Here is a 23335-nt window from a genome sequence, read left to right on the forward strand (position 1 = left end):
CGGGTCCGCTGCCATGCATGCCTTCGTCGTCGAGCCGCCGGCCGTTTCCTACCTGGACGTCGCCGGCGAGGGCGGCCGCTTTCCGGTCCGCCGCATCTTCTGCGTCGGTCGCAACTACGCTGCCCACGCCAGGGAAATGGGCAAGGATCCCGATCGCGAGGCCCCGTTCTTCTTCACCAAGCCGGCCGATGCTGTGGTCCGCAACGGCACGACGGTGCCCTATCCGCCCGAGACCGCAAACCTCCACCACGAGATCGAGCTTGTCGTGGCGATCGGTCGGGCCGGGTGCGAGGTGGCAGCGCACGAGGCCCTCGACCTGGTCTGGGGCTATGGCGTCGGCATCGATCTGACGCGCCGCGACCTGCAGATCGCCGCGCGGGACAGCGGCCGCCCCTGGGACTGGGGCAAGGCCTTCGACCGCTCGGCGCCGATCGCGCCGCTGCATCCCGTCGAGGGGGTCGGCCATCCCGCAAGCGGCCGCATCTGGCTCGCGGTCAACGGCGACATCCGGCAGGACGCGGATATCGCCGATCTGATCTGGAGCGTCCCGGAGATCATCGCGATCCTGTCGCGCTCCATGGCGCTGCGGCCCGGCGACCTGATCATGACCGGGACGCCCGCCGGCGTCGGCCCTCTGGTTGCGGGCGATGCGGTCACCGGCGGCGTCGCCGGATTGAGCGACATCGATATCAGGATCGGCCCACGCCCGGTCGCGATCGACACGTGAAGGCGAAGCCCGAAACGCCTCTCAGCCGCCGTGGCCGGGGCCAAGCCCGGCCATGACGGCGGGGCGGCCTTAGCCTCTTACGCCAGCTCGGCCTCGACGAGTGCGCGCGCCGGCGGGATCCAGATCGCGTCGATCGCCGCAAAGTCCGCCTCCGACAAGTCGACGGCGGCCTCGAACGTCATGGGATCCATGTGCCCGTTCAGCACGTCCGGATAGGGCCACCGTACGGCAGCGACGACGCGCTCACCGGCGCGCAGCTCGATCACCAGCGGCGACCCGCCGCTCGAACCGTGGCCGCTCTGGTAGCCGTCGCCGATGCAGTAGAGCTCCACCCGGGCCGGGCCGTCCCGCCGTCGCTGCAGCGAGATCTCGAGGTCGAGCAGGCCGAAGCCGGCGTGATCCTGCGGCGCCGCCTCGTAGAAGTAGATGTGCGGGACGCGCGCGTATTTGACCGGGCCGTCGGCCAGGTCGTTCGGCACCTGCGCGTCCGGGCGCCCCGGCGTGCGCGGCGGCACCGGCCCGAGCAGGCTTGTTTGCGGCAGGGAGCAGCAGTCGCTCAAGTGTATGACCCCTGTTGTCGTTGCGAAGGCGTTGCGGTCGTGACGGCGGCGGCCAGGGCTCCCCCGGCGGCCCGGCCGAGGAAGGCGAGGGCGTTGTCCCAGGCGATGGCGGGGCGCGTGCCCAGCGCGGCCTCGGCGAAGGCGGCGGGCTCGGGCTGGCGGATGGCGAACGGATAATCCGAGCCGACCACGATTTGCTCCTCGCCGACCGCGTCGGCCAGGAAGCGCAGTGCCGCGCCGTCGTAGAGCACCGTATCGTACCAGAAGCGGGTGGCCAGCACCGAGGGCTTGTCGGGCATTGTCTTGCGCATGGCGCCGCCGAGCGCGAAGCCGCGGTCGAGCCGCGGCAGGATCCAGGGCAGGGCGCCGCCGCCGTGGCTCAGCATCACGCGCAACGCGGGGAAACGGGACATCGTGCCGCTCGTCAGGAGCGAGGTGGCGGAGAGCGCGGTCTCCAGGGGAAAGGCGGCGACCGCGGCCAGCTCCGGCGGGCCGCCGATGCGGTCGAGCCCCCCCGGGTGCAGCGGATGCACGAGGACGCCGAGGTCGAGTGCCTGCGCCGCTTCGTAGATCGGCTGCAGGGACGCGTCGCCGAGCGGCACGCCCGCGATGTGGGTGCCGATCTCGATGCCGCCGAGCCCCAGCGCCTTGACCTGCTCCAGGCCCCGAATCGCCCGGACGGTGTCCTGCATCGCGACCATGCCGAGGCCCGCGAAGCGGCCGGGCGCCTCCGCGATCATGCGCGCGATGTCGGTGTTGACGATGGTGGCCAGATCCTCCGCCTCGGCCGGCTCCAGCCAGTGCGACAGAAGCTCGGGCATCGGCGACAGCACCTGCGCCTCCACGCCCTCCTCGGCGAGGTCGCCCAGTCGGCGCGGCACGTCCCAGCAGCGGGAATCGATGATTCGAAAGACCTTGCCGGCGATGACGACGGCGGCGACGCCGTCATCGCGCACCTCGACCGACGGCCAGTGCCGGCTGCGCGCGGCGTCCGCGGCCAGCCGCGGCACCACGTGGGTGTGAACATCGATGGCCCGGCCCAAGACGCCCTCCCTGGGATCCGCGGTGGGATCTCCGTGGAGCTGCGGCGGCAACCGTGCGGGCACCGGCGAGCTCCTCTTTACAAACAAGCTGGACTGCTTTTAAATGATCGTCAAGGCACGCTGCAGAGGCCGTTTCGAAGCCGCCAGGGAGAGGACGATATGCGTCCGGCCGCCCCCGGTCGAGACCGGGATACCGATCCAGGAGCTTTTTATTCGGCAGAGGCGGCCGCGCGACGGCTCGGCCGCGGCCGCGAGCCCGGGCCGTGACCGCGTCGGACGCTCGCATCTTGATCGTCGGCGCCGGCCAGGCCGGCGGCCGCGCGGCCGAGGCATTGCGCGCTGCGGGGCACCGCGGCCCGCTGACGCTGCTCGGCGAGGAGCGGCACCCCCCCTACGAGCGGCCGCAACTCTCCAAGGCGATCCTGCTCGACGATGTGGCGGCTCCGGCCTTCATGCGGCCGGACGCGGATTGGCCGGCGCTCGGGATCGATCTGGTCGTCGGTGCTGCGGCGGTCGACGGCGACCTGGGGCAGCGCCGCGTCGGCCTCGCCGACGGCCGCGAGTACGCGTTCGACAAGCTGCTGATCGCGACGGGCACGCGACCGCGGCGGCTCGAGCCGCTGGAGGAGGGGCCGCTGCCGGTCCTCTATCTCCGCGATCTCGACGATGCCCTGGTGCTGCGCTGCGCCCTGGCCCCCGGCCGCCGCGTCGTGCTCATCGGCGGCGGCGTCATCGGCCTCGAGGTGGCGGCGGCGGCGGTGGGCCGCGGTTGCACCGTCACCGTCGTCGAGGCGGCTCCCCGCCTCATGCCGCACGTGGGCTCCGCATCACTCAGCCGGTTCATGGACGAACTGCATCGTGACCGCGGCGTCGCTATTCGCTGCGGGGTCACCGCGATGGGCCAGACCAGCGGCGGTGTCGACCTGTCGGACGGCAGCTCCGTCGCCGCCGATATCGTTCTGATCGGCGTCGGCGTCGAGCCGGCGCTCGGTCTGGCGCGCGCCCTCGGGCTCGGCGACGGTCAGGGAATCGGCGTCGATGCCACGGGCGCCACCGCGGCCGACGGCATCTACGCCGCCGGCGACGTGGCGCTGCAATGGAGCCGCTGCCACGGACGCGCGCTGCGCCTGGAGAATTGGGCGAACGCGCAGAACCAGGCGATCGCGACGGCCCGCACCATGGCCGGCGAGGCCATGTCCTACGACGTCCCGTCGTGGTTCTGGTCCGACCAGTTCGACGCCAATGTCCAAGTGGTGGGCGATCCCGGTGCCGGCGAGGAGTTCGTTCGCGGCGATCCCGCCTCCGGCCGCTTTGCCGTGCTCAGCCTCGCCGGAGACGAGATCGTCGGCGGCATCACTGTGAACGGTGCGCGCGATATGGCCGTCCTGCGCCGGCTGGTCGCGGCCGGCAAGCGGATCGCGCTCTCCGATTGGCAGAACCCGGCCTATGACCTGCGCCAATCGCTCAAGGCCTAAGAAGACAAGGGAGGAAGGGATGATGGAACGAAGCGAACAACCCGCCATATGGGTCGACGAGGGGCAAAAGTTCTTCAAGGTCGCACGGCGCAACTTCGTCGATCCGGAGATCTGGCAGGCGGAGAAAGAGCGGATTTTCGAGCATTGCTGGCTCTACCTCGGCCACGAGTCCGAAGTGGCCAAGCCGGGCGATTTCATCACCCGCACCGTGGCCGGGCGCGGCATCCTGTTCACCCGCGACAGCAAGGGCGAGCTTCGGGCGCTGCTCAACACCTGCCCGCACCGCGGCGCGCAGGTCTGCCGCGAGCGCAAGGGCAGCGCCAAGTCGTTCCAGTGCTTCTACCACGGCTGGGTGTTCGGCGCCGACGGCCGGCTGCGCAGCCAGCCGGGCGAGGCCTCCTATGCGGAGGGCTTCAAGGCCCGCGAGTCGTCGAACATGACGCCGGTGCCACGCTTCGAGAGCTACCGCGGCTTCAACTTCGTCTGCTTCGATCGGGATGTCGTTCCGCTCGATGAATATCTGGCAGGCGCCAAGGAGTATCTGGACATCGTCTGCGACCAATCGGCGTCCGGCATGTCGATCGTTGCGGGCACCCAGGAGTATTCGATCCGGGCCAACTGGAAGCTGCTGACCGAGAACAGCATCGACGGCTACCACGCCACCACGACGCACGCGACCTACTTCGACTACCTCATGAACACGACCGACGGGCTCACGGGCGGGCGCATGGGCGGCTTCGGCATCGACCTGGGCAACGGACACGCGGTGCTGGAATACGGTGCGCCGTGGGGGCGGCCCGTCGCGCAGTGGATCCCGGCCTGGGGGGAGGACGGCCGCCGGGAGATCGACAGGCTCTATGCCAGGCTCGTAGCCGATTACGGGGAGGCGCGGGCCGACCGTATCGCCAAGATGAACCGCAATCTGTTCATCTTCCCGAACCTGGTCATCAACGACATCATGGCGACCACCGTGCGCACCTACTATCCGGTTGCGCCCGACTACATGACGATCAATGCCTGGGCGGTTGCGCCCAACGAAGAGACCGCCTGGGCGCGCAAGTTCCGACTTTACAACTTCCTGGAGTTCCTGGGACCGGGCGGCTTTGCCACGCCCGACGATGCAGAGGCGCTGGAGCACTGCCAGCGCGGCTTCGCCAACAACAAGGAAGCCCAATGGAATGACATCTCCAAGGGGATGGGCAAGGCGCGTCCGTCCTACGACGACGAGCTGCAGATGCGGGCGTTCTGGACGCAATGGAACAATCGCATGTTCCCGCCGCCGACCGTGAACAAGGCCCAGGCCGCCGCGTGAGGGAGGATGAGATGTCTGCGACCATGACCCGTGTGAGCCGCGCCGAGGTGGAGGACTTCCTCTTCAGCGAGGCCGACCTGCTCGACCAGTGGCGCCTGCCCGAGTGGCTCGGCCTGTTCACCGACGACGCCACCTACGAGGTGCCGTGCACCGACCTGCCGGCCGACGCACGCTCGGACGAGAGCCTGTTCTACATCGCCGACGACCGCTTTCGCCTGGGCGAGCGCGTCAAGCGGCTGATGAAGCGCACGGCCCACGCGGAGTTCCCGCATTCCAAGACGCGCCGCCTGATCGGCAACGTGCGTGTCCTCGCCCAGCAGGATGACCAGGTCGACGCCAAGGCGGTGTTCGCCACCTACCGCACCAAGGACGGCGTCACCGACCTCTACGTCGGAGCCGCCTACTACGAGCTGGTCGTCACCGCCGACGGCCTGCGCATCCGCTCCAAGCGCTGTGTGCTGGACAGCGACAGCCTGAGGCCCAGCGGCCGCATCTCGATCGTGCTGTGAGGGACGCCATGGCCGAGACGCAACGCAACGAAGCGGCCGCCGCCGACGGCCGCAGGCTCGCCGGCCGGGTGGCGCTGGTCACCGGGGCGGCCGGCGGCATCGGCGCGGCCATCGCCCACCGGCTGGCGGCGGACGGGGCGAAGCTCGTGCTCGCCGACGTGCCCGGCTCGCCGGTGGCGGACGTGGCCGCCGCCATCGCCGATGCCGGCCATGGCCGCCCCGTCGTCGAGACCGGCGACCTGGCACAGGAGGAGGCCGCGGGCCGTATCGTCGCCGCCACGATCGAGGCCCACGGCGCGCTCGACATCCTGGTGAACAACGCCGGCGGCGGCATCATCAAGCCGTTCCTCAGCCATACGCCGGAGACCCTGAGGACGACGATCGACCGCAACCTGTGGACCGCGCTGTGGTGCACCTGGCATGCCGTCCCGCAGATGAAGGGCAGGGGCTACGGCCGCATCGTCAACATCGGCGCCGACTCGGTGCGCAACGGCCTGTGGGATCACGCCGCCTACAACGCCGCCAAGGGCGGGGTGCACGCCATGGCCTCGGGCCTGGCGCGCGAATTCGCGGCGGACGGCATCACCGTGAATGTGGTGGCGCCGTGCATCATCGAGACGCCGCAGGTGACGGCGGCGCGCCGGACGGTGCCGGAATGGGTTGCCAAGTTCGTCAGCGTGGTGCCGCTCGGCCGGCCGGGCTCCATGGCGGAAGTGGCCTCGATGGTGGCGTATCTGGCCTCGGAGGAGGCGTCGTTCGTGACCGGTCAGGTCATCAGCGTCAACGGCGGCAGCACCATGCAATGACGGTCGCGGCGATGGACAAGACGTGTATCGGCAAGATGTCGGATTATCCGCCGGGCGAGATCCGTCCCGCGACACTGGCCGACGGCACGGCGCTCGCCGTCTACAACGTGGACGGTCGCATCTACGCCACGGCGGATCTGTGCACGCACGGCGAGGCCTCGCTGTCGGAGGAGGGCATCCTCACGGGCTGCACGGTGGAATGCCCGTGGCACTTCGGCACGTTCGACGTCACCAATGGCCGCGCCACGGCCATGCCGTGTACCATTCCGTTGAAGACCTATGCGGTCGAAGTCGTCGACGAGGATGTGTATGTCCAAGGTTAAGCTCACCCGTCCCAAGACCCAGGCCCAGAGCGGTGTCGTCGTGGACGCGCCGCGCTCCGGGCGCAGCCGGCCGGCTCAGGTTGCGGCGAAGGCGGAGCGAGCGGGGCAGGGGCCGCGCCCCCGGCGCACGCAGGCGGAGCGCAGCGAGTCGACGCAAAAGAAGGTGCTGGATGCGGCCATCCGGCTGCTGCGGCAGCGTGGCTACGGCGGGCTGCGCACCAGCGAGGTGGCGGAACTGGCCGGCGTCTCGCGCGGTGCGCAGCTCCACCATTTTCCGACCAAGCACGACCTCATCGTCGCCACGCTGCGCCACCTCAACGAGAAGGCCGCCGCGCAGAGCCGGCGGCGGGCGGGCGCCGCGCATGGCCCCGACGACGCTGTCGCGGCCATCATCGCCGATGCGCACGACTTCTTCTTCAGCGATTTCTTCTTCGTCCAGCTCGCCATCAGCATGGGCGACGGCGAAGCCAAGGAACTGCGCCGGGAAACCTACCAGCTCTCGCGCGACAACCGCTTCGCCGTCGAGGCCGCGTGGTGCGAGGCGCTGGTGGCGGCCGGCGTGCCGCCCAAGCTCGCCGAGGACGTGCTGGCGCTGACCCTCAGTATCGTGCGCGGCTTCTCCGTCCGCACGTTCATCGAGGACGATCCCGAGCGCTTCAGCCACCTCTACGAGGTCTGGCGCAGGATCGTCGGCGAATACCTCGCCTCGCATCTCGGCCCGCGGCAGGCCGACAAGCGGCCGGGCAAGGACAAGGAGACAAATGTTGGACCCGATCCGGATCGTGCAGCTGTGCTACGTTCGCCTGGGCACCGACGACCTCGAGGCGAGCGCCCGCTTCGCGACTGAGATCGTGGGCTTGCAGCGGGGGGAGGGCCGGGGCGGGGACGTGGTGTTCCGCTCCGACGCGCGAGCCCACACGCTGGCGCTGTCCACCGAGCGGGGCGCGAGCCTCGGTGTTGAACTGGAGGACGAGGCAGCGCTGGGCGCCGCCGCCGCCGCCCTGGAGCAGGCCGGCTATGGCTGCCGCGAGGCCTCGGCAGCCGAGTGCGAGCGCCGCTTCGTGCGCCGCGCCCTGATCTGCGCCATCGGCGAGGGCATCGCCGTCGACCTCGTGCTGCGCCCTGCCGTCAGCGGCCGGCGCTACTTCGGCAGCCGCGATGCCGGCATCACCGGCCTCGCCTGCGTCGGCCTGCGCAGCACCGACCTTGCCCGCGACACGGCGCTGTGGACGGCGCTGCTGGGCGCCACGGTGAGCGACCGGGCCGGCGAGGTCACTTATCTGGGCTTCGACGAGGCCCATCACCGCATCGCGCTCTATCCGGCTGCCCGGGCCGGCATCGTCTACGTCACCTACGCCGTCGAGAGCTTCGATGCGGTGATGCAGAGCCATTACTTCCTCCAGGAGCATCAGGTGCGGGTCCTGCACGGGCCGGGGCGCGAGGCCGCGTCGGGCCAGGTGTTCGTGCGCTTCCAGGGGCCGGGGGAGCAGATCTTCGCCTACGGCCACGGCATGGCCACCATCGACCGGGGCCGGCACCGGGCGCGCCAGTTCGCGGCCGAGCCGGGCTCGCTGTGCGCCTGGGGCAGCACGAGCGAGGTGCCCGAGCTCGCCGGTGCGGCCGGATGAGCGCACAGCAAGGAGACCCTCCGATGATCGAGCTCAAGGACGTCAGCTATGCGCGGCTGGGCGCGCCGGACCTGGAGCAGGCGGAGGCGTTCGCCACCCGCTGCCTCGGTTTGCAGGTGGCGGAGCGCAGCGCCAAGGCGCTCTACCTGCGCTCCGACGACCGGGCCCATACGCTCTGCTATGTGGAAGGCGATCCGCAGGACCAGACGGTGGCCTTCGAGATCGATGACGCAGGCCAGCTCGACGCCGCGGCGGGCACGCTGGAGGGGCTCGGCCACGGCGTGCATGCGGGCACGGCCGGCGAGTGCGCGGCGCGCAAGGTGAAGGCCTTCATCGCCTTCAAGGACCCGACCGGCAACCAGATCGAGCTGGTGGTGCGGCCGGACCGCAGCGGCCGGCGCTACTTCCCGACGCGCGATGCCGGCATCACCGGCTTCAGCCACATCGGGCTGAACACCACCGATCCCCGTCGCGACGAGCGGTTCTGGACGCAGGTGTGCAACGCCCGGGTCAGCGACCGCATCGGCGACATCGCCCTGATGCGGGTGAACGCCATCCACCACACCATGGCGCTGGCGCCGGCCTCGGGGCCGGGCATCCAGCACATCAACCACCAGGTGGCCAGCAACGACGACGTGCTGCGCTCGTTCTACCATCTGGCGGAGCAGAACGTGCCGATCGTGTTCGGGCCGGGGCGGCACCCGACCTCGGGGGCGCGCTTCCTCTACTTCCTCGGGCCCAACAACATGGTGTTCGAATATTCCGTCGGCGTCGACGCGATCGAGGACGAGGCCAGCCACCGCCCCCGCCAGTTCGGCTTCGAGCCCTCGAGCCTCTGCATGTGGGGGTCCAAGCCGGGCGGCGCGATCCCGCTGCCGCCGTCGTGAGGGCGCCGGGGCCGCCCCATCATGGCCGAGCTTGCCCAGTCGTGCCCTCGCACGTCATGGTCGGGCTGACCCGACCATCCATCCCCTAAGTAAATAAGCTGTAGAGGCCAGCGGACGCTCGCAGGTTTTCCAAGAAGATGGATGGTCGGGTCAGCCCGACCATGACGTTCGGATGGGTGCGCCGGGTCAAGCCCGGCCATGACGGCTCGGAACGTGACCGCTCAGCCCAGCGCCGCGCGCTGCGCCGGGGCGCCGTCGGCGACTGGGGGGCGCCCATAACGCTCCCGCAGCTCGGCCTTCCGGACCTTGCCGGTGGCGGTCATCGGCAACTCGTCCACGAAGCTCACCGCGTCGGGCACCCACCAGCTGGCCAGCCGCGTCCGCAGGTGGGCAAGGATGTCGTCGGCGCTCGTCTGCGTCTCCATACCCGGCCGCAGCACGGCGAGCAGCAGCGGACGCTCCTGCCACCGTGCATGCTCGACGCCGATGACGGCGGCCTGCAGCACGGCCGGATGGTCGAGGGCGGCATTCTCGACCGTCACGCTGCTGATCCACTCGCCGCCGGACTTGATCACATCCTTGGAACGATCGACGATGTCGATGCTGCCGTCGGGAAAAATGCGGGCGACGTCGCCGGTCGAGAGCCAGCCCGTGGTCGATGGCGCGGCGTCCTTGTAGTAGCCGGCGGCAACGCAGGGCCCACGCGCCTCCAGGTGTCCCGCCGCTTCGCCGTCCCACGGCAACTCGGCTCCGTCGTCGTCGAGCAGCCGCAGCTCCGTGCCATAGCCGATCCGGCCCTGGCGCATGCGCCAGACCAGTTGCTCCTCGGCCGGCCGGGTAGCGGCGCCGGGCGGCAGCGTCGAACGCAAGCCCGCGACCTCCGTCATGCCCCAGACCTGGCCGACCGGAATGCCGAGGGCAGCCAGTTCGTCCACCAGCTTGCGGGGCGCCTTGCTCCCCGCCACCAGGGCGATGCGCAGCGACGCCGGCCCGGCGCCCCGGCCGTGCCAGTGGTCGGCCAGGCCGAACCACACGGTGGGCACCGCGGCGGCGGCCGTCACGCCTTCGCCGTCGATGAGCTCGCCGAGGGCCGCGGCCTCGAAATGGCGGCCCGGCAGAACGAGCTTCTGCCCGTTCATGGGCGCCGTGAACGGCATGAACCAGCCGTTGGCATGGAACAGCGGCGCGATCGGCATCGCCGCCTCGCTGTCGCCCGAGCGCAGCACGCCGATCATGTCGGCGGTGCTCATCAGCAGCGCGGCGAGGACGAGCGAGCGATGGGTGTAGACGACGCCCTTGGGTGCTCCGGTGGTGCCGGACGTATAGCAGATGGTGGCGGCCTGGCGCTCATCGAACTCCGGCCATTCCGCTTCGTGACTTGCGGCGGCCAGAAGCGCTTCATAGGCGTGGACGTTGGTCAGCGACGTCTTGGGCAGATCGCTCGCCGGGTCCATGTAGATCCAGCCGCGCACGCTCGGCAGCGCCGGCGCCAGCCGCTCGGCGAGGGCGAGGGTCGCCGCATCGATACAGATCCAGCTGTCCTGCGCGTGGTTGACGATATAGGTGATCGTCTCGTCATAGAGGCGCGGGTTGATCGTGTGCAGCACCGCCCCGATGCCGGGAACGCCGTAGAACAGCTCGAAATGGTGGTGGGTGTTCCAGGCCAGCGTGCCGACGCGGTCGCCGCTCGCCACGCCGAGCGATCGAAGGGCCGCCGACAGGCGCCGGCAGCGCGCATAGGCGTCTCGGTAGGTATAGCGGTGGACCGCGCCTGCGACCGTGCGCGCGACGATGTCCGTCCTTCCGTGAACCGTCGCCGCGTGGCGCAGAATGCCGCCGACCAGCAACGGTGTGTCCATCATCAGCCCTTGCACGATCGCCTCCCTTGCGTGTTGGCCTTCCGTCCGGGCGTCGTTGCGCCCGGAGCGCTTCGCAATTGGATGGAGCTCATACAATTGCGAAGACATGCTCCAGTTCTTTGAATCTGGCGCGTTTCTCGGCGATGGGGTGGGTTCCACCCAATCGTGAAGCGCACCGGCCGGCCGTGCGGCCGCTTCGAGCATTTCCGCGTTTCTTTGAATCGCCGAAATGCTCTATCTGTCTGAATTGTCGCGTTTTCTTTACGCGAACCGGCGTCCGTTTCGCTCAAAAACGCTCTAGAACGTGCCCCGGTACGCTCCGCCGTCGATCAGCACGTTCTGCCCGGTGATGTAGGCGGCCTGGACGCTGCACAGGAAGGCGCAGGTCGAGCCGAATTCGAGGGGATCGCCGAAGCGGCCGGCGGGGTTGTCGCGCTTGACCTGCGCGACGGTCTCGTCGACCGCACGGCCGCGGCTCGCCGCCAGCGCGGCGAGGTTCGATTTCAGCCTGTCGGTGTCGAAGGTGCCCGGCAGCAGATTGTTGATCGTGACGTTGTGCGCGACCGTCTTGCGGGCGAGGCCCGCGACGAAGCCGGTCAGGCCCGAGCGCGCGCCGTTCGACAGGCCGAGGATGTCGATCGGTTCCTTCACGGCGTGCGAGGTGATGTTGACGATGCGGCCGAAGCGCCGGGCGATCATGCCGTCGACCGTCGCCTTGATCAGCTCGATGGGCGAAAGCATGTTGGCGTCGAGGGCCCTGATCCAGTCCTCCCGCGACCACTTGCGAAAGTCCCCGGGCGGCGGCCCCGCCGCGTTGTTCACGAGGATGTCGGGGTCGGGGCAGGCGGCCAGCGCCTTGGCGCGCCCCTCGGGCGTGGTGACGTCGGCGGCGACGGTGCGCGGGCGCCGGCCGGCCTGCCGTTCGATGTCATCGGCGGCCTCTTCCAGCGTGGCCGGCGTCCGGGCCACGATGACGACGTCGCAGCGTTCCTCGGCCAGCGCCATGGCGCTCGCCTTGCCCAGGCCCTTGCTCGCCGCACACACGAGGGCTCTGCGCCCCTCCAGGCCAAAATTCATCGCTTGTTTCCATCCCTTGTCAGCCGCGTGAAGGCGCCATGGCCGGCGCCGCCAAAGTCGCGCGCCGGCGCCTCGGGCCGGCGGTCGCCCAGTCTGGAGCTGTTCGCAACTGAGCCGTTGCGTCGAATTAAAAGACAGTCCATCCTGCTTGTAAAGAGGGATGCCACGTCCCCGGCCGGTCGCGACGGTCCGCGCCTGGCGCGCGCCGTGACCTCGCCGCTACGGCAGCCAATCAAGCGGAGGAACCCCATGCGCCATCTCACCGTGATCGCGACCGCATCGCTCTGGGCGACGGCTGCGCTGGCCGGGCCGACCTACGGTCCAGGCACCAGCGCCACGGAAATCAAGGTCGGACAAACGATCCCCTACAGCGGACCTGCATCAGGCTTTGGACTCTATGGGCGGGCCTGGACCGCCTATTTCGACATGATCAACAAGAAGGGCGGCATCAACGGGCGTAAGATCACCGTCCTGTCGCTCGACAACGGCTACAATCCGAGCAAGGCCGTGGAGCAGACACGCAAGCTGGTGGAGGAGGACGATGTCCTGGCCGAGATCGGCACCGTCGGCACCGTGCCGAATGCGGCCGTGCAGAAGTATATGAACAACAAGAAAGTGCCGCAGGTGCTGATATCGGCCGGCGGCAGCCGCTTCAACGATCCCAAGAACTTTCCCTGGACCGTGCCGTTCTACCCGACCTTCGACATGGAGGCGAGCGTCTACGCCAAGCACATCCTGGACACGAGGCCGGATGCCAGGATCGGTATCCTCTATCAGAACGACGATTACGGCCGCGATTTCCTGAAAGGCTTCAAGGAGACCCTCGGGGCGAAGGTATCGCTGATCGTCGGCGAGCAGAGCTACGCGCTGACCGATCCCACCGTCGACTCCCAGGTGCTCGCTTTGCAGAGCGCCGGCGCCACCGTGCTGATGCAGTTCACCACCCCGAAATTTGCCGCCCAGGTGATCCGCAAGGCGCACTCGATCGGCTGGTCGCCGTCGCAGTACCTCGCCAGCCCGGCGAGTTCCATCCAGGGAACGCTGGTGCCCGCCGGGGTCGCCGCCTCGACCGGCGTGATGACCGCCGTCTTCCACAAGCAGGTCGGCGACCCGGCCTGGGACAAGGACAAGGATGTCGTCGATTTCCTGGCATTCATGAAGGAGTGGGCGCCGGCGCAGAACGCCTTCGATGCCATGGCCATCTCGGGCTATCTCAATGCGCAGCTGACCGCCATCGTGCTCGACCGGTGCAAGGACGACCTCAGCCGTGAAAACCTCCTGAAGCAGGCCACGACGTTGAAGGACGTCTCGCTGCCCATGCTGCTGCCGGGCATCCGGGTGAGCAATACGCCGGGCGACTACCGGCTCTATCACGAGCTGCAACTGGCGCGCTTCGACGGCACCGGCTGGACGCCTGTCGGTGGACTGATCCGCGTCGAGCCGCCGGCCGGCAACTGATCGCGCCCGTCGCTTCGGGACGCGCAGGCGCGAAGACCGCCGCCGGCGCCTCAGGCTCTCGCGAGCCGGGTTTCGAGCAGCTCGTGCAGCCCCTGTCTTTCTCGCGCCACCTGCTATGATCAGCAGCGGGGAGGGCAGGCAGCGGCATGGCGACCGACGACATCAGATCGCTTCTGGAAACCGATGATTGGTTTCATGGCCTGCCGGAGCCGCTGCGCGGCCTGATCGTGCAGAAGGCGGTGCTGCGCGACTACGGCGGCGATGCCCTCGTCTTCGCCACCGGCGACCCGCCGACCGGGCAATTCGCGGTGATCTCGGGCGAGATCCGTCTGGTCTCGCACACCGCCAACGGCAAGCACGTCCTCTTCAGCATCTTCAAGCCGGGCATGTGGTTCGGGCACCTCTCGGTGCTCGACCAGCAGCCGCGCTTCCAGGATGCGCTGACGGTCGGCCCGACGCGGCTGCTGCTGCTCAGCATGGCCGCCTTCAACGGCATCATCGCTGACGAGCCGCGCTACATCCTCAACTTCACGCATCTGCTCTGCCGCCATATCCGCAGCGCCATGGACATGCTGGCCGAGATGAAGACCGCGCCGCTGTCGGCCCGCCTCGCCCATGCGCTGCTCGACATGTGCGCCGATGCCGCGCCGCCGCAGCTGCCGGGCTCGCGCATCACGCAGGAGGAGCTCGCCGCGATGATGGGCGCCTCGCGCCAGACCATCAACCGGCTGCTCCGCGACTGGGAGGACCGGGACCTCATCGGCCTGGAATATGGTCGCGTGATCGTACGCAACCGCACCGTCCTGTCGGCCGTCGCGAGCCACGGCAACCTGCCGTTCTCCTAGAGCATTCCCGCGTTTCTTCGAATCGCCGAAATGCTCTATCTGTTTGATTTGTCGCGTTTTCTTCACGCGAGCCGGCGTCCACTTCGCTCGAAAACGCTCTAACCTCGCCGAGACCCGTCGTCCTGTCCCATCGGCCGGCTCTCGCAGCGCTGACGTAGCGGCGCCGCGCGCGCGGTTGCGGGCTTGGACCCTACTCATCGCCCCGAGCCGTCGATCCCTCCTGTCCGGCCTTGACCGGAGGCGCGACGCACAGGCCCGGGCCCGAATTGTCGAGCAGAGACCAGCGGCGCCCCGCGTACGGGTACTTGCTGCATTGCAATAAAATAGGTCGCAAGCGCATTATTTATATGCATATTATCCTGACATGATGAAATCGGTCGACCCACGCTTCCTGCTGACCTCGACGCTGCTGCAGGCCGGTCGCCAATGGCGCCGCCTCGCCCAGGAGGTGCTGGCAGAGCATGAGATTTCCGAGGCTCGCGGCGCTGCGCTCCTGTGGGTGCGGCGCCTCGGCGGCGGCGTCCGCCAGGTCACGCTGGCGGCGTACGTCGGCATCGAGGGGACCTCGATCGTGCGCCTGCTCGATCAGCTGAGCGCGCTCGGCCTCTTGGAGCGCCGCAGCGACCCGGACGACAGGCGGGCCAATACCGTCTGGCTGACGGAGGCCGGCGAGCGGCTGGCGGAGCACATCGAGGCCGCGCTGGGCGAACTGCGCGAGCGTGTCCTGAAGGACGTGGGCGACGCCGATCTGGACGCGACGCTCAGGGTCTTCGCGGCGATCGACCGGGCGGCCGGGGATTCGCGCGCCCAGCTCGCACTCCCGCCCCTGGACCCTCCCGTATGACTTGGCCGTCGCGGCGCGACTGGTTGTTCTCGGCCAAGGCCTACGCTGCCGCCATCTCGGCCCTCTGCATCGGCTTGGCCTGCGGCCTGCCGCGTCCGTACTGGGCGATGACGGCGGTCTACGTGGTCTCCAACCCGATGTCGGGGGCGACGGTATCGAAAGCGCTCGACCGCACGTTCGGGACCCTGCTCGGCGCGGCGGGGGCGGTAGTGATGGTGCCGCTTCTCGTCAACGCGCCGGAGCTGCTGATGCTCGCGGTCGCGTCGTGGACCGGCCTCTTTCTCTTCATTGCCCTCCATGACAGGACCCCGCGCAACTACGTGTTCATGCTGGCCGGCTACACGCTGCCCTTGATTGCCCTGCCCAACGTCGGCGTGCCGGATACGATCTTCGATGTGGCGGTGGCGCGCAGCGAAGAGATCATCGTCGGTATCGTCGTCGCCGCCGTGATCGGTACCATCGCGTGGCCGCAGAGTATCGGGCAGGTCCTCGACGCGCGTATTGCAGGCTGGCTCAAGGATGCCGGCGGCTGGGCACGGGAGGTGCTGCGGGCGAAGGGCTCGCAACCGGCGGCCTCGCTGGGCCGCCAGCAGCTGGCGGCCGACATGTCGCCGCTCACCGCCATGATCAGCCAGCTGTCCCACGACGCCGGCACGCGTGACGTCAAGCACCAGGCCGAAGCGCTCCGCGGACGCCTGCTGCTTCTGCTGCCGTTGCTGTCCTCCATCGCCGACCGCATGCATGCCCTCCGCCTGGAGCCGGGCGCCTGGCCGCCCGATCTCGCTGACGTCACCGACCGGATAGCCGCGTGGTTCGAGGCGCCGGCCGCGTCCAGCGACGCCGAGGAGCCGGACCGGCTGCGGGCGGCACTCGCCGCGCTGCGACAGCCGCCGCGCGACGCGGCCGATTGGCAAGGGCTGGTGCACGCCAGCCTGGTCACGCGGCTCGCCGAGCTCGTCGACCTCTGGCAGGACTGCCTCGCCCTCCAGCGTCTGATTGCCGGGGGGGCCGCGACGCGGCGCAGGCCGTCGCTCCGTCATCGGCCGGTGATCGGGCGTGAGCAGCACTACGACCGTGGCCTGATGCTGTTCTCCATGGGCTCGACGATCGTCGCGACCTTTGTCGCAGGGTTGCTCTGGATCTGGAGCGGCTGGTCCGACGGCGCCAACGCGGTGGCCTTCGTCGCCATCGCGTGCTGCTTCTTTGGTGCCCTCGACCGGCCGGCGCCATCCATGCGCATGATGCTGACGTGGACGGTCGTCGCCTATGTGCTGACCGGCGTCTACCTCTTCGCGATTCTGCCGCGCATCAACGACATCGAGATACTGGCCCTGGTGCTGGCCCCGCCGTTTCTGCTGATCGGCGTGCTCATGCCGCGCCCCGAGCTGACGCTGGTCGCCCTTCTGATGGCCGCCAATCTGACCGGCGATCTGGGCTTGCAGGGACGCTACGGCACCGACTTCACATCCTACGCCGACGGCGGGCTGGCGATCGTCGCCGGTCTCCTTTTCGCCGTGCTTTGGACCCTCGTCACGAAGCCGTTCGGCGCCGAGCTGGCGGCGCGCCGCCTCGTCAGGGCCGGCTGGGCCGATCTCGCCGATCTTGCGACGGGATCCCGCCGCGTCGATCATGCCGCCCTGGCGAGCCGCACGCTGGATCGACTGGGGCAGCTGACGCCCCGCCTTGCCGAAGCGGACGGCGGCCCCGGCGCCGTCGACGGCCTGGCGGACCTGCGCACGGGCTACAATATCATCGCCCTGCAGGGCGAGCGCCGCGCTCTACCGGGCGACGCCGGGGACCGGATCGACGCCGTGCTCGGGGGCGTCGCAGCCTTCTTCCGCACCTGCCTCGTCAGCGGCCGGCGGACCGCCGCGCCCGATCACCTGCTGCGGGATATCGACCGGGCGCTGCAAGCTGCTGCCACCGGCGGTCAGGGACAAGCCGCCCGGACCACACTGGACGCGCTGGTGGGTCTGCGACGGGCGCTGTTTCCGCTGGCGGCGGGGCCTGGCGGTCACGACCCGACAAGGACGGGCTTCGACGCCCCGCCCGCCTTTGCCGTCGCGGCGGAATAGCCCATGCCGCTCGAGCTCGATCTCTACGGCGTCTATCTGCCCGGTGTCTTCGGCCTGATGCTCGCGGCCTACCTCATCGTGCGCGGCCTGCGCGCCGTGGCCGCCCGCACCGGCTTTTATGCGTTGGTCTGGCATCGCGCCCTGTTCGACCTAGCCGTCTACGTCATCGTTCTCGACGCCCTGTTCTCGTACACCTCAAAGCTCATCCCATGACATATCTCATCGGAACCGGACGTCTTCTCGTCACCCTGGCTGCCGTGGCAGTCGCCGCGTTCGTCGGCCGCGGCCTCTGGGACTACTACATGAACGCGCCGTGGACGCGCGATGCGCACGTGCGCGCCGACGTGGTCGAGATCGCGCCCGATGTGGCCGGCCTGGTCGAGGACGTCCTCGTCCACGACAACCAGACGGTGCATCGCGGCGATGCGCTGTTCCGTGTCGATCGCCGTCGCTTCACCATCGCGCTCGAGCAGGCAGAGGCGACCTTGACCGGCCGCAAGGCGTCGCTCGACCTCGCCCAGCGCGAACTGGCCCGCTCGCAGAACCTCGGCGACTACGCCTCCCGCCAGCGGGTGGAGCAGGCCCAGGCCGCCGTCGCCCAGGCCGACGCGTCCTATCGCGAGGGGCTCGCGGACCGAGACCTCGCCAAGCTCAATCTGGCGCGCTCGAACGTCACGGCATCAGTGAACGGCATCGTCTCGAACCTGGCGCTGCATGTCGGCGAATACGTTGCCACCGGCAAATCCGTCGTTGCCCTCATCGATACCGACTCGCTGCGTGTCGAGGGCTATTTCGAGGAGACCAAGCTGCCCCGCATTCATGCGGGAGACAAAGTCGCCATTCGGCTCATGGGGCAGCCCGGCACGCTTCAGGGCACGGTCGAGAGCATCGCCGGCGGCATCGAGGATCGCGAGCGCGCCGACGGCGCCGGCCTGCTTGCCAACATCAATCCCACCTTCACCTGGGTGCGTCTCGCCCAGCGCGTCCCGGTGCGGATCAGGCTGGACAAGCCGCCGGCGGACATGCGGCTGGTCGCAGGCCTCACCGCCACGGTGCAGGTCGAGACGCCGGACGGGCACGCCGCGACGGTCTTCCGCCGCAGCACCGGCTCTTGAGCGCAGCCGACGAGGGGGCGCGCGGGGCCGCGCCGGCGATCCTACGGCCAGGGCCGCGGCCTGTCAGTCCAAGGACGGATCCGCTCGGCCACCGGCCCGCTCGGCTCTGGCCGAGGGGCCGGAGCCGCGGGCATCAGAGCTGCTTCAGCGTCAGCTTCTCGATCTCGCGCCAGTCCAAATCGTAGCCGAGGCCGGGCTTGGTCGGCGCATTGACATAGCCGTCGCGCTCCACGCGGATCACGTCGGCCATGCCGATGTCGAGGATGCCCTGGGGCACCGGGATCTCGAACAGGTCGCAATTGTGGATGGCCAGCATGACGTGCAGGTGCGCCGCCTGGACCAGCGTGGTGCCGTAGCTGTGCGGCTCGTATTTGGCGTTGAAGGCTTCGCACAGCGCCGCCGACTTGCGCATGGCCGAGATGCCGCCGATCCAGTCGCCGACCGAGCGGATGCTGTCGACCGCGTGGCTCATCAGGTATTTGGGATAGCCGCGCAGGCCCTCGGTGACGCTCTCGGTGGCGGTGATCGGGATCTTGAAGCTGCGCGTCAGGTCGGCGAGGCCCAGAAGGTCGGAATCGGCGATGGGCGCCTCGTACCAGTAGAAGTCGAGCTCTTCGAGCACCTTGCCGACCTTGAAGGCCCCAAGCCGGTCGTAGGCGTTCACCGGGTCGAGCATCAGGTCCATCTTGTCGCCGAAGGCCTTGTGCACCGCCCGGCAGACCTCGATGTCCTTGTGCGGCACGCCGAAGGCATGCAGCTTGAAGGCGCGGAAGCCCTGCTCGTAGCATTCGCGGGCGATGTCCACGTATTCGGGCACGGTCTCGTACATCACCGTGCTGGCGTAAGCTTTGATGCGGTGACGGGCGGCGCCCAGCAGCTTGTAGATCGGCACGCCGTGGTGCTTGCCCAGGATATCCCACAGGCAGATGTCGACGGTGCTCGATACGGCATTCGGCGACTTCAGGCCGTCGGTCAGCTTGTAGGAGATCGCCTCCACGTCGTGCGGATCCTGCCCGATCAGCAGGGTCCGAAGGCCCGGCAGCGCGGATTCGATCTCGCCCGCGGACATCAGCCAGGTGATGCACTGGCCCTCGTGGCCGTCGTCGGTCGCGATGCGCAGCAGGATGTGCTCGATGGTGCGCGGTGGCCACTCCTCCTTCCAGCGGAACTGGTAGTCGAGCGGCTTCAGCACGTGTGCCTTCACGTCGGTGATCTTCATGGGGCTTCTCCCTCGCTTGAGTTATCGGTGACGGTCAGGACGCCGTCGCTGCGGCGGCGGGCGCTGCGCGCGAGCGCGGCCAGATCTGGGGGTTGACGAGGCCGTCGGGCGCGACGCCCCGCAGCGCGGCGTCCATGGCGCGGGCGGCTGCCATGGCCAGCCGTTCGAACGCCTGAGCGGTGATGCCGGCGTCGTGCGGTGACAGCACCACGTTGGGCATCGCCAGCAGCGGGTCGTCCGCGGCCGGCGGCTCGGGCTCGAACACGTCGAGGCCGGCTCCGGCGATCAGGCCGCCGGCGAGCGCCCGGCGCAGCGCCAGCGGATCGACCACGCCCCCGCGCGAGGTGTCGATCAGCCAGGCGCCCGGCTTCATCACCGCGAGCTCGGCTGAGCCGATGAGGGCGCGCGTGGACGGGCGCAGCGGCACGTGCACAGAGACGATATCGGCCGCCCGCAGGGCGTCGGACAACGGCGCGACTGCGTCCACATGCCGGTCGGCCGGATCACGCCCGTCGGGCGTCACCGCCAGCACGCGCATGCCAAAGCCCTGCTTGGCGATGCGGGCGAGCTCCCGGCCGATGGCGCCGAAGCCGACGATCGCCAGCGTGCGGCCGGAGATCTCGGCAAGGCCGCCGTGCCAACGCGCCTCGAAGCATCCCGCGCGGACGGCGCCGTCCGTATGCACGAGCCGCTTGGCGAGGCACAGGATGAGGCCGATGACGTGCTCGGCGACGGACAGCGCGCCGGCGCCGACCGCGTGCGTCACCAGGATGCCGCGGACGGAAGCCGCCTCGACGGCGATGTGGTCGACCCCCGAACCGGCCGCCGCGATCACCTTGAGCCGGGGCGCCGCCGCGAGCAGGTCCGCCGAGACGGTGAGCGGCGGATAGGCGTAGAGTGCATCGGCGCCCCCCAGGAACCCGCGGATGTCCTGGCCCGCCGCCACATCCACCACGCGGTGGCGCGCGGCCAGCCAGTCGCGCCCGGTCGGGTGCAGCATGGGCAGGCCGAGGACGATGGTCGCCGGTCTCACGCCGCGCCCTCCAGGTCGGCCGGCGCGCGCCCGAGATAGGCTTGGCGCACGACATCGGTCCTGCCCAGTTCCGCTGGCGTGCCGGCCGCGGCGATGCGGCCGTTGGCCAGCACGTAGGCGAAGTCGACGAAGCCGAGCGTCTGCTCGACCACCTGCTCGACCAGCAGCACCGAGACGCCCTGGGCGCGGATGTCGCCGAGGACGCGGAACACCTCGTCGACCAGGATCGGGGCGAGACCGAGGGACGGCTCGTCGAGCATCAGTACGCTCGGGCGGCGCACCAGCGCCTGGGCGATGGCCAGCATCTGCTGCTGGCCGCCGCTGAGCGTGCCCGCGGCGGCGGGGGCTTTCTCCCGAAGCGCCGGGAAGAGCGTGAACGCCTCGTCGCGGCGGCGGGCCATCTCGGCGCGCCCGAGGCCCAGGCGATACATGCCGAGCTGGATGTTGTCGGCGACACTCTCCTTGCGGAAGATGCGGCGGCCCTCCGCCACGTGCGACAGCCCGCGGCCTACCAGCGTCTCGGCGGCCAGCCCCTGGATGTCCTTGCCGGCGAGGCGGATTCGCCCGGCCGAGGGTTTCAGCAGGCCGGAGATCGCCTTGAGCAGCGTCGATTTGCCGGCCCCGTTGGCACCCAGCAGCGCCACGGCTTCGCCGCGGCCCACGGCAAGCGCCACGTCGCGGACGATCGGCACCACGCCGTAGCCGACGGCGAGCCCGTCGACCGCAAGGATCGGCTCGGGCCGGCTCATGACCGTCCTCCGGTGTAGGCCTTGACCACCTCGGCGCTGCGGAACACCTCCTCGGCGCTGCCCTGCGCGAGGATGCGGCCCTGGTCGAGCACGGTGACCGTGTCGGCGATGTCGGCGACGAGCTCGATGTGGTGCTCCACCATGACGATGGTGATGCCGAGCTTGCGCATCTCGGCGATCAGGGTGGCGAGGCGCTCCAGCTCCCCCATGGAGAGTCCCGCCGCCGGCTCGTCGAGCAGCAGGAGCTGGGGCCGCCCGATCAGGGCACGGGCGATCTCCACCAGCCGCTGCTGGCCGTGCGGCAGCAGCGCCGCCTGATCGTGAGCCCGGTCGGCGAGCCCCACGAGCGCCAGCCATTGCATGGCCTCGCCGTCGAGATCGGCGGCCTCGCGCCGGGCCCGCGGCAGCCGCAGCGCCAGTTCGAACCCATTCGCCGCCTCTCGGGCATAGCCGCCGAACCGGGTGTTCTCGATGACCGAGAGGTCGCCGAGCAGTTTTGGGGTCTGGAAGGTGCGCTGCACGCTGAGCCGGGCGATGCGGCTGGGCGCGGCACCGACGATCTCCGTCGTGCCGAGGCGGATCGAGCCGCTGCTTGCCGGATAGAAGCCGGAGATCAGGTTGAGCAGCGTCGTCTTGCCGGAGCCGTTCGGACCGACGACAGCGTGGATGCGGCCGGCCGGGAGCGCCATGGCGACGCCGTCGAGCGCCTTGACGCCGCCGAAGCGCTTGCTGACGTCGTCGATGGTGACGGGCGTGCCGGCGATCGGCTCGATCGGCTTGGCGCGGGTCGGCACGGCAGCCGCCGCCTTGCGCTCCGGCATCAGCCGCCGCTGCAGCGAGGCGATCGCCCCCGCCAGTCCCTCGGGCAGGAAGATCGAGAAGGCGAGCAGGCCCACCCCGTAGGCGATCATCCGGTATTCCTTCAGGCTGCCCAGCAGTTCCGGCAGCACGAAGAACGCCAGCACGCCGAGCAGCGGGCCGGAGAGCCGCGCCGGCCCGCCCAGCACCACGACGAACAGGAAGAAGATCGAGAAGTCGAAGGTGAAGTCTTCCGGCGTTACCACCACCTTGGCGACGGCATAGAAGGCGCCGGCGAGCCCGGCGACGGCGCCGGAGAAGAGGAAGGCGAAGAGGCGCAGGCGCGCCGGGGACACGCCGCTCGCCTGGGCCGTGACCGCGCCTTCGCGGATCGCATGCAGCGCCCAGCCGACCCGCGAGTTCATCAGGTTGGCGATGACCCACCACAGCAGGGCGCTGACGGCCACGACGAGCCAGAACACGGCGACGCCGGAGAAGCGGTAGCCGAAGAGGCTTGGCGCGGGCACGCCGACGATGCCGCCGTAGCCGCCCGTCAGCCAGCGCAGGTCCGCCAGCATCGCCGTCACCGCCAGGGTGAAGGCGATGGTGATGAGGACGAAGTACCACGACGACAGGCGTAGCGCCGGAAGGCCGAGGAGGCCGCTGAAGCCCATGCCGACCGCTGCGGCGAGCCCGGCGGCCGGCCAGAAGCTCCAGCCGTACTGGACCGTGGCGATGGCCGTGGCGTAGGCACCGACGCAGATGAGGGCGCCGTGGGCGATGGAGATGATGCCGGCGTAGCCGCTCAGCACGTTGAGCCCCATGGCGGCCATCACGTAGATGGCCGCGAAGGTGAGCAGCAGCAGGTAATAGGAGTTGCTCATGGCGAAGGCGGCCGCGATGAGCGTGGCGACCACGCAGATCGTCGCCGTGAGCGTGGGTAAGCGCAGGCGCGCGGCCGGCGCCGCCGGGATGGTGTCGATCATGCCCATC

General features: G+C 69.6%; 23 protein-coding genes. 15 read left to right on the forward strand and 8 right to left on the reverse strand.

Going from position 1 to position 23335, the window contains the following annotated elements:
- Positions 1-13 precede the first annotated feature (13 nt).
- A complete protein-coding gene (locus tag IEW34_RS12210) occupies positions 14-727 on the forward strand; it encodes a fumarylacetoacetate hydrolase family protein (RefSeq protein ID WP_188609771.1) in 714 nt (237 codons plus the stop codon).
- Between the two features lie 77 nt (positions 728-804).
- Here IEW34_RS12210 and IEW34_RS12215 read toward each other — a convergent pair whose 3' ends face one another.
- Entirely contained in the window at positions 805-1287 is a 483-nt protein-coding gene (locus IEW34_RS12215) for a hypothetical protein (RefSeq protein ID WP_188609464.1), read from the reverse strand.
- Positions 1284-2330, reverse strand: a complete 1047-nt coding sequence (locus IEW34_RS12220) for an amidohydrolase family protein (RefSeq protein ID WP_188609465.1) — start codon at positions 2328-2330, stop codon at positions 1284-1286. The genes IEW34_RS12215 and IEW34_RS12220 overlap by 4 nt, the downstream gene beginning before the upstream one ends.
- 263 nt (positions 2331-2593) lie before the next feature.
- Here IEW34_RS12220 and IEW34_RS12225 point away from each other — a divergent pair, with 263 nt between their 5' ends.
- The 8 genes from IEW34_RS12225 to IEW34_RS12260 are packed head-to-tail and all read left to right on the forward strand — an operon-like array spanning position 2594 to position 9270.
- Positions 2594-3805, forward strand: coding sequence for an NAD(P)/FAD-dependent oxidoreductase (locus IEW34_RS12225; RefSeq protein ID WP_188609466.1), 1212 nt, complete (start codon positions 2594-2596; stop codon positions 3803-3805).
- A gap of 19 nt (positions 3806-3824) precedes the next feature.
- Positions 3825-5117 carry an aromatic ring-hydroxylating oxygenase subunit alpha gene (locus IEW34_RS12230; protein ID WP_210324490.1) on the forward strand — a complete coding sequence of 431 codons (1293 nt, stop codon included), beginning with the start codon at positions 3825-3827 and terminating at the stop codon, positions 5115-5117.
- Between the two features lie 11 nt (positions 5118-5128).
- Entirely contained in the window at positions 5129-5626 is a 498-nt protein-coding gene (locus IEW34_RS12235; protein ID WP_210324491.1) for an aromatic-ring-hydroxylating dioxygenase subunit beta, read from the forward strand.
- Between the two features lie 8 nt (positions 5627-5634).
- Positions 5635-6432: an SDR family oxidoreductase gene (locus IEW34_RS12240; RefSeq protein ID WP_188609468.1), complete on the forward strand. Its 798-nt coding sequence runs from the start codon at positions 5635-5637 to the stop codon at positions 6430-6432.
- A complete protein-coding gene (locus tag IEW34_RS12245; protein ID WP_210324492.1) occupies positions 6429-6755 on the forward strand; it encodes a non-heme iron oxygenase ferredoxin subunit in 327 nt (108 codons plus the stop codon). Before IEW34_RS12240 ends, IEW34_RS12245 begins: the two co-directional genes overlap by 4 nt.
- The gene (locus tag IEW34_RS12250) at positions 6742-7602 is read left to right on the forward strand and encodes a TetR/AcrR family transcriptional regulator (RefSeq protein WP_188609469.1); all 861 of its coding nucleotides are present in this window, start codon (positions 6742-6744) and stop codon (positions 7600-7602) included. Before IEW34_RS12245 ends, IEW34_RS12250 begins: the two co-directional genes overlap by 14 nt.
- Positions 7517-8383, forward strand: a complete 867-nt coding sequence (locus IEW34_RS12255) for a VOC family protein (protein ID WP_188609470.1) — start codon at positions 7517-7519, stop codon at positions 8381-8383. The genes IEW34_RS12250 and IEW34_RS12255 overlap by 86 nt, the downstream gene beginning before the upstream one ends.
- Before the next feature lie 23 nt (positions 8384-8406).
- Positions 8407-9270, forward strand: a complete 864-nt coding sequence (locus IEW34_RS12260) for a VOC family protein (protein WP_188609471.1) — start codon at positions 8407-8409, stop codon at positions 9268-9270.
- Between the two features lie 221 nt (positions 9271-9491).
- Here the strand turns inward: IEW34_RS12260 and IEW34_RS12265 are convergent, their stop codons facing one another.
- On the reverse strand, positions 9492-11144 hold the full coding sequence (locus tag IEW34_RS12265) for a long-chain fatty acid--CoA ligase (protein ID WP_188609472.1): 1653 nt from the start codon (positions 11142-11144) through the stop codon (positions 9492-9494).
- A 282-nt stretch (positions 11145-11426) separates the two neighbouring features.
- Positions 11427-12206, reverse strand: a complete 780-nt coding sequence (locus tag IEW34_RS12270; protein ID WP_188609473.1) for an SDR family oxidoreductase — start codon at positions 12204-12206, stop codon at positions 11427-11429.
- 249 nt (positions 12207-12455) lie between these two features.
- On the opposite strand from IEW34_RS12270, the gene IEW34_RS12275 reads away from it, so the two are divergent.
- From IEW34_RS12275 to IEW34_RS12300, 6 genes are all read left to right on the forward strand, one after another.
- A complete protein-coding gene (locus tag IEW34_RS12275; RefSeq protein WP_188609474.1) occupies positions 12456-13664 on the forward strand; it encodes an ABC transporter substrate-binding protein in 1209 nt (402 codons plus the stop codon).
- Between the two features lie 146 nt (positions 13665-13810).
- Positions 13811-14509, forward strand: coding sequence for a Crp/Fnr family transcriptional regulator (locus tag IEW34_RS12280; RefSeq protein WP_188609475.1), 699 nt, complete (start codon positions 13811-13813; stop codon positions 14507-14509).
- Between the two features lie 364 nt (positions 14510-14873).
- Entirely contained in the window at positions 14874-15353 is a 480-nt protein-coding gene (locus IEW34_RS12285) for a MarR family winged helix-turn-helix transcriptional regulator (protein ID WP_244641945.1), read from the forward strand.
- Complete coding sequence (locus IEW34_RS12290) at positions 15350-17428, forward strand: FUSC family protein (protein ID WP_188609476.1); 2079 nt, start codon at positions 15350-15352, stop codon at positions 17426-17428. Before IEW34_RS12285 ends, IEW34_RS12290 begins: the two co-directional genes overlap by 4 nt.
- 3 nt (positions 17429-17431) lie before the next feature.
- On the forward strand, positions 17432-17641 hold the full coding sequence (locus IEW34_RS12295) for a DUF1656 domain-containing protein (protein ID WP_188609477.1): 210 nt from the start codon (positions 17432-17434) through the stop codon (positions 17639-17641).
- Positions 17638-18543, forward strand: coding sequence for an efflux RND transporter periplasmic adaptor subunit (locus IEW34_RS12300; protein WP_188609478.1), 906 nt, complete (start codon positions 17638-17640; stop codon positions 18541-18543). Before IEW34_RS12295 ends, IEW34_RS12300 begins: the two co-directional genes overlap by 4 nt.
- Before the next feature lie 133 nt (positions 18544-18676).
- On the opposite strand, the gene IEW34_RS12305 is transcribed toward IEW34_RS12300, so the two are convergent.
- Genes IEW34_RS12305 through IEW34_RS12320 form a run of 4 tightly spaced genes read right to left on the reverse strand, consistent with a single transcriptional unit; the run spans position 18677 to position 23328 of the window.
- The gene (locus IEW34_RS12305) at positions 18677-19762 is read right to left on the reverse strand and encodes a mandelate racemase/muconate lactonizing enzyme family protein (RefSeq protein ID WP_188609479.1); all 1086 of its coding nucleotides are present in this window, start codon (positions 19760-19762) and stop codon (positions 18677-18679) included.
- A 34-nt stretch (positions 19763-19796) separates the two neighbouring features.
- On the reverse strand, positions 19797-20795 hold the full coding sequence (locus tag IEW34_RS12310) for an NAD(P)-dependent oxidoreductase (RefSeq protein WP_188609480.1): 999 nt from the start codon (positions 20793-20795) through the stop codon (positions 19797-19799).
- The gene (locus IEW34_RS12315; RefSeq protein ID WP_244641946.1) at positions 20792-21544 is read right to left on the reverse strand and encodes an ABC transporter ATP-binding protein; all 753 of its coding nucleotides are present in this window, start codon (positions 21542-21544) and stop codon (positions 20792-20794) included. Before IEW34_RS12315 ends, IEW34_RS12310 begins: the two co-directional genes overlap by 4 nt.
- Entirely contained in the window at positions 21541-23328 is a 1788-nt protein-coding gene (locus IEW34_RS12320; protein ID WP_188609481.1) for a branched-chain amino acid ABC transporter ATP-binding protein/permease, read from the reverse strand. The genes IEW34_RS12315 and IEW34_RS12320 overlap by 4 nt, the downstream gene beginning before the upstream one ends.
- Between the last annotated feature and the right edge of the window lie 7 nt (positions 23329-23335).

The organism is Chelatococcus reniformis (assembly GCF_014640075.1).
GTDB lineage: Bacteria > Pseudomonadota > Alphaproteobacteria > Rhizobiales > Beijerinckiaceae > Camelimonas > Camelimonas reniformis.

Coding starts and splice junctions, on each gene's coding strand:
- IEW34_RS12210 (WP_188609771.1), top strand. CDS start 14: ATGCATGCCTTCGTCGTCGAGCCGCCGGCCGTTTCCTACCTGGACGTC.
- IEW34_RS12230 (WP_210324490.1), top strand. CDS start 3,825: ATGATGGAACGAAGCGAACAACCCGCCATATGGGTCGACGAGGGGCAA.
- IEW34_RS12235 (WP_210324491.1), top strand. CDS start 5,129: ATGTCTGCGACCATGACCCGTGTGAGCCGCGCCGAGGTGGAGGACTTC.
- IEW34_RS12240 (WP_188609468.1), top strand. CDS start 5,635: ATGGCCGAGACGCAACGCAACGAAGCGGCCGCCGCCGACGGCCGCAGG.
- IEW34_RS12245 (WP_210324492.1), top strand. CDS start 6,429: ATGACGGTCGCGGCGATGGACAAGACGTGTATCGGCAAGATGTCGGAT.
- IEW34_RS12250 (WP_188609469.1), top strand. CDS start 6,742: ATGTCCAAGGTTAAGCTCACCCGTCCCAAGACCCAGGCCCAGAGCGGT.
- IEW34_RS12255 (WP_188609470.1), top strand. CDS start 7,517: ATGTTGGACCCGATCCGGATCGTGCAGCTGTGCTACGTTCGCCTGGGC.
- IEW34_RS12260 (WP_188609471.1), top strand. CDS start 8,407: ATGATCGAGCTCAAGGACGTCAGCTATGCGCGGCTGGGCGCGCCGGAC.
- IEW34_RS12270 (WP_188609473.1), bottom strand. CDS start 12,206: ATGAATTTTGGCCTGGAGGGGCGCAGAGCCCTCGTGTGTGCGGCGAGC.
- IEW34_RS12275 (WP_188609474.1), top strand. CDS start 12,456: ATGCGCCATCTCACCGTGATCGCGACCGCATCGCTCTGGGCGACGGCT.
- IEW34_RS12280 (WP_188609475.1), top strand. CDS start 13,811: ATGGCGACCGACGACATCAGATCGCTTCTGGAAACCGATGATTGGTTT.
- IEW34_RS12285 (WP_244641945.1), top strand. CDS start 14,874: ATGATGAAATCGGTCGACCCACGCTTCCTGCTGACCTCGACGCTGCTG.
- IEW34_RS12290 (WP_188609476.1), top strand. CDS start 15,350: ATGACTTGGCCGTCGCGGCGCGACTGGTTGTTCTCGGCCAAGGCCTAC.
- IEW34_RS12295 (WP_188609477.1), top strand. CDS start 17,432: ATGCCGCTCGAGCTCGATCTCTACGGCGTCTATCTGCCCGGTGTCTTC.
- IEW34_RS12300 (WP_188609478.1), top strand. CDS start 17,638: ATGACATATCTCATCGGAACCGGACGTCTTCTCGTCACCCTGGCTGCC.
- IEW34_RS12305 (WP_188609479.1), bottom strand. CDS start 19,762: ATGAAGATCACCGACGTGAAGGCACACGTGCTGAAGCCGCTCGACTAC.
- IEW34_RS12315 (WP_244641946.1), bottom strand. CDS start 21,544: ATGAGCCGGCCCGAGCCGATCCTTGCGGTCGACGGGCTCGCCGTCGGC.
- IEW34_RS12320 (WP_188609481.1), bottom strand. CDS start 23,328: ATGATCGACACCATCCCGGCGGCGCCGGCCGCGCGCCTGCGCTTACCC.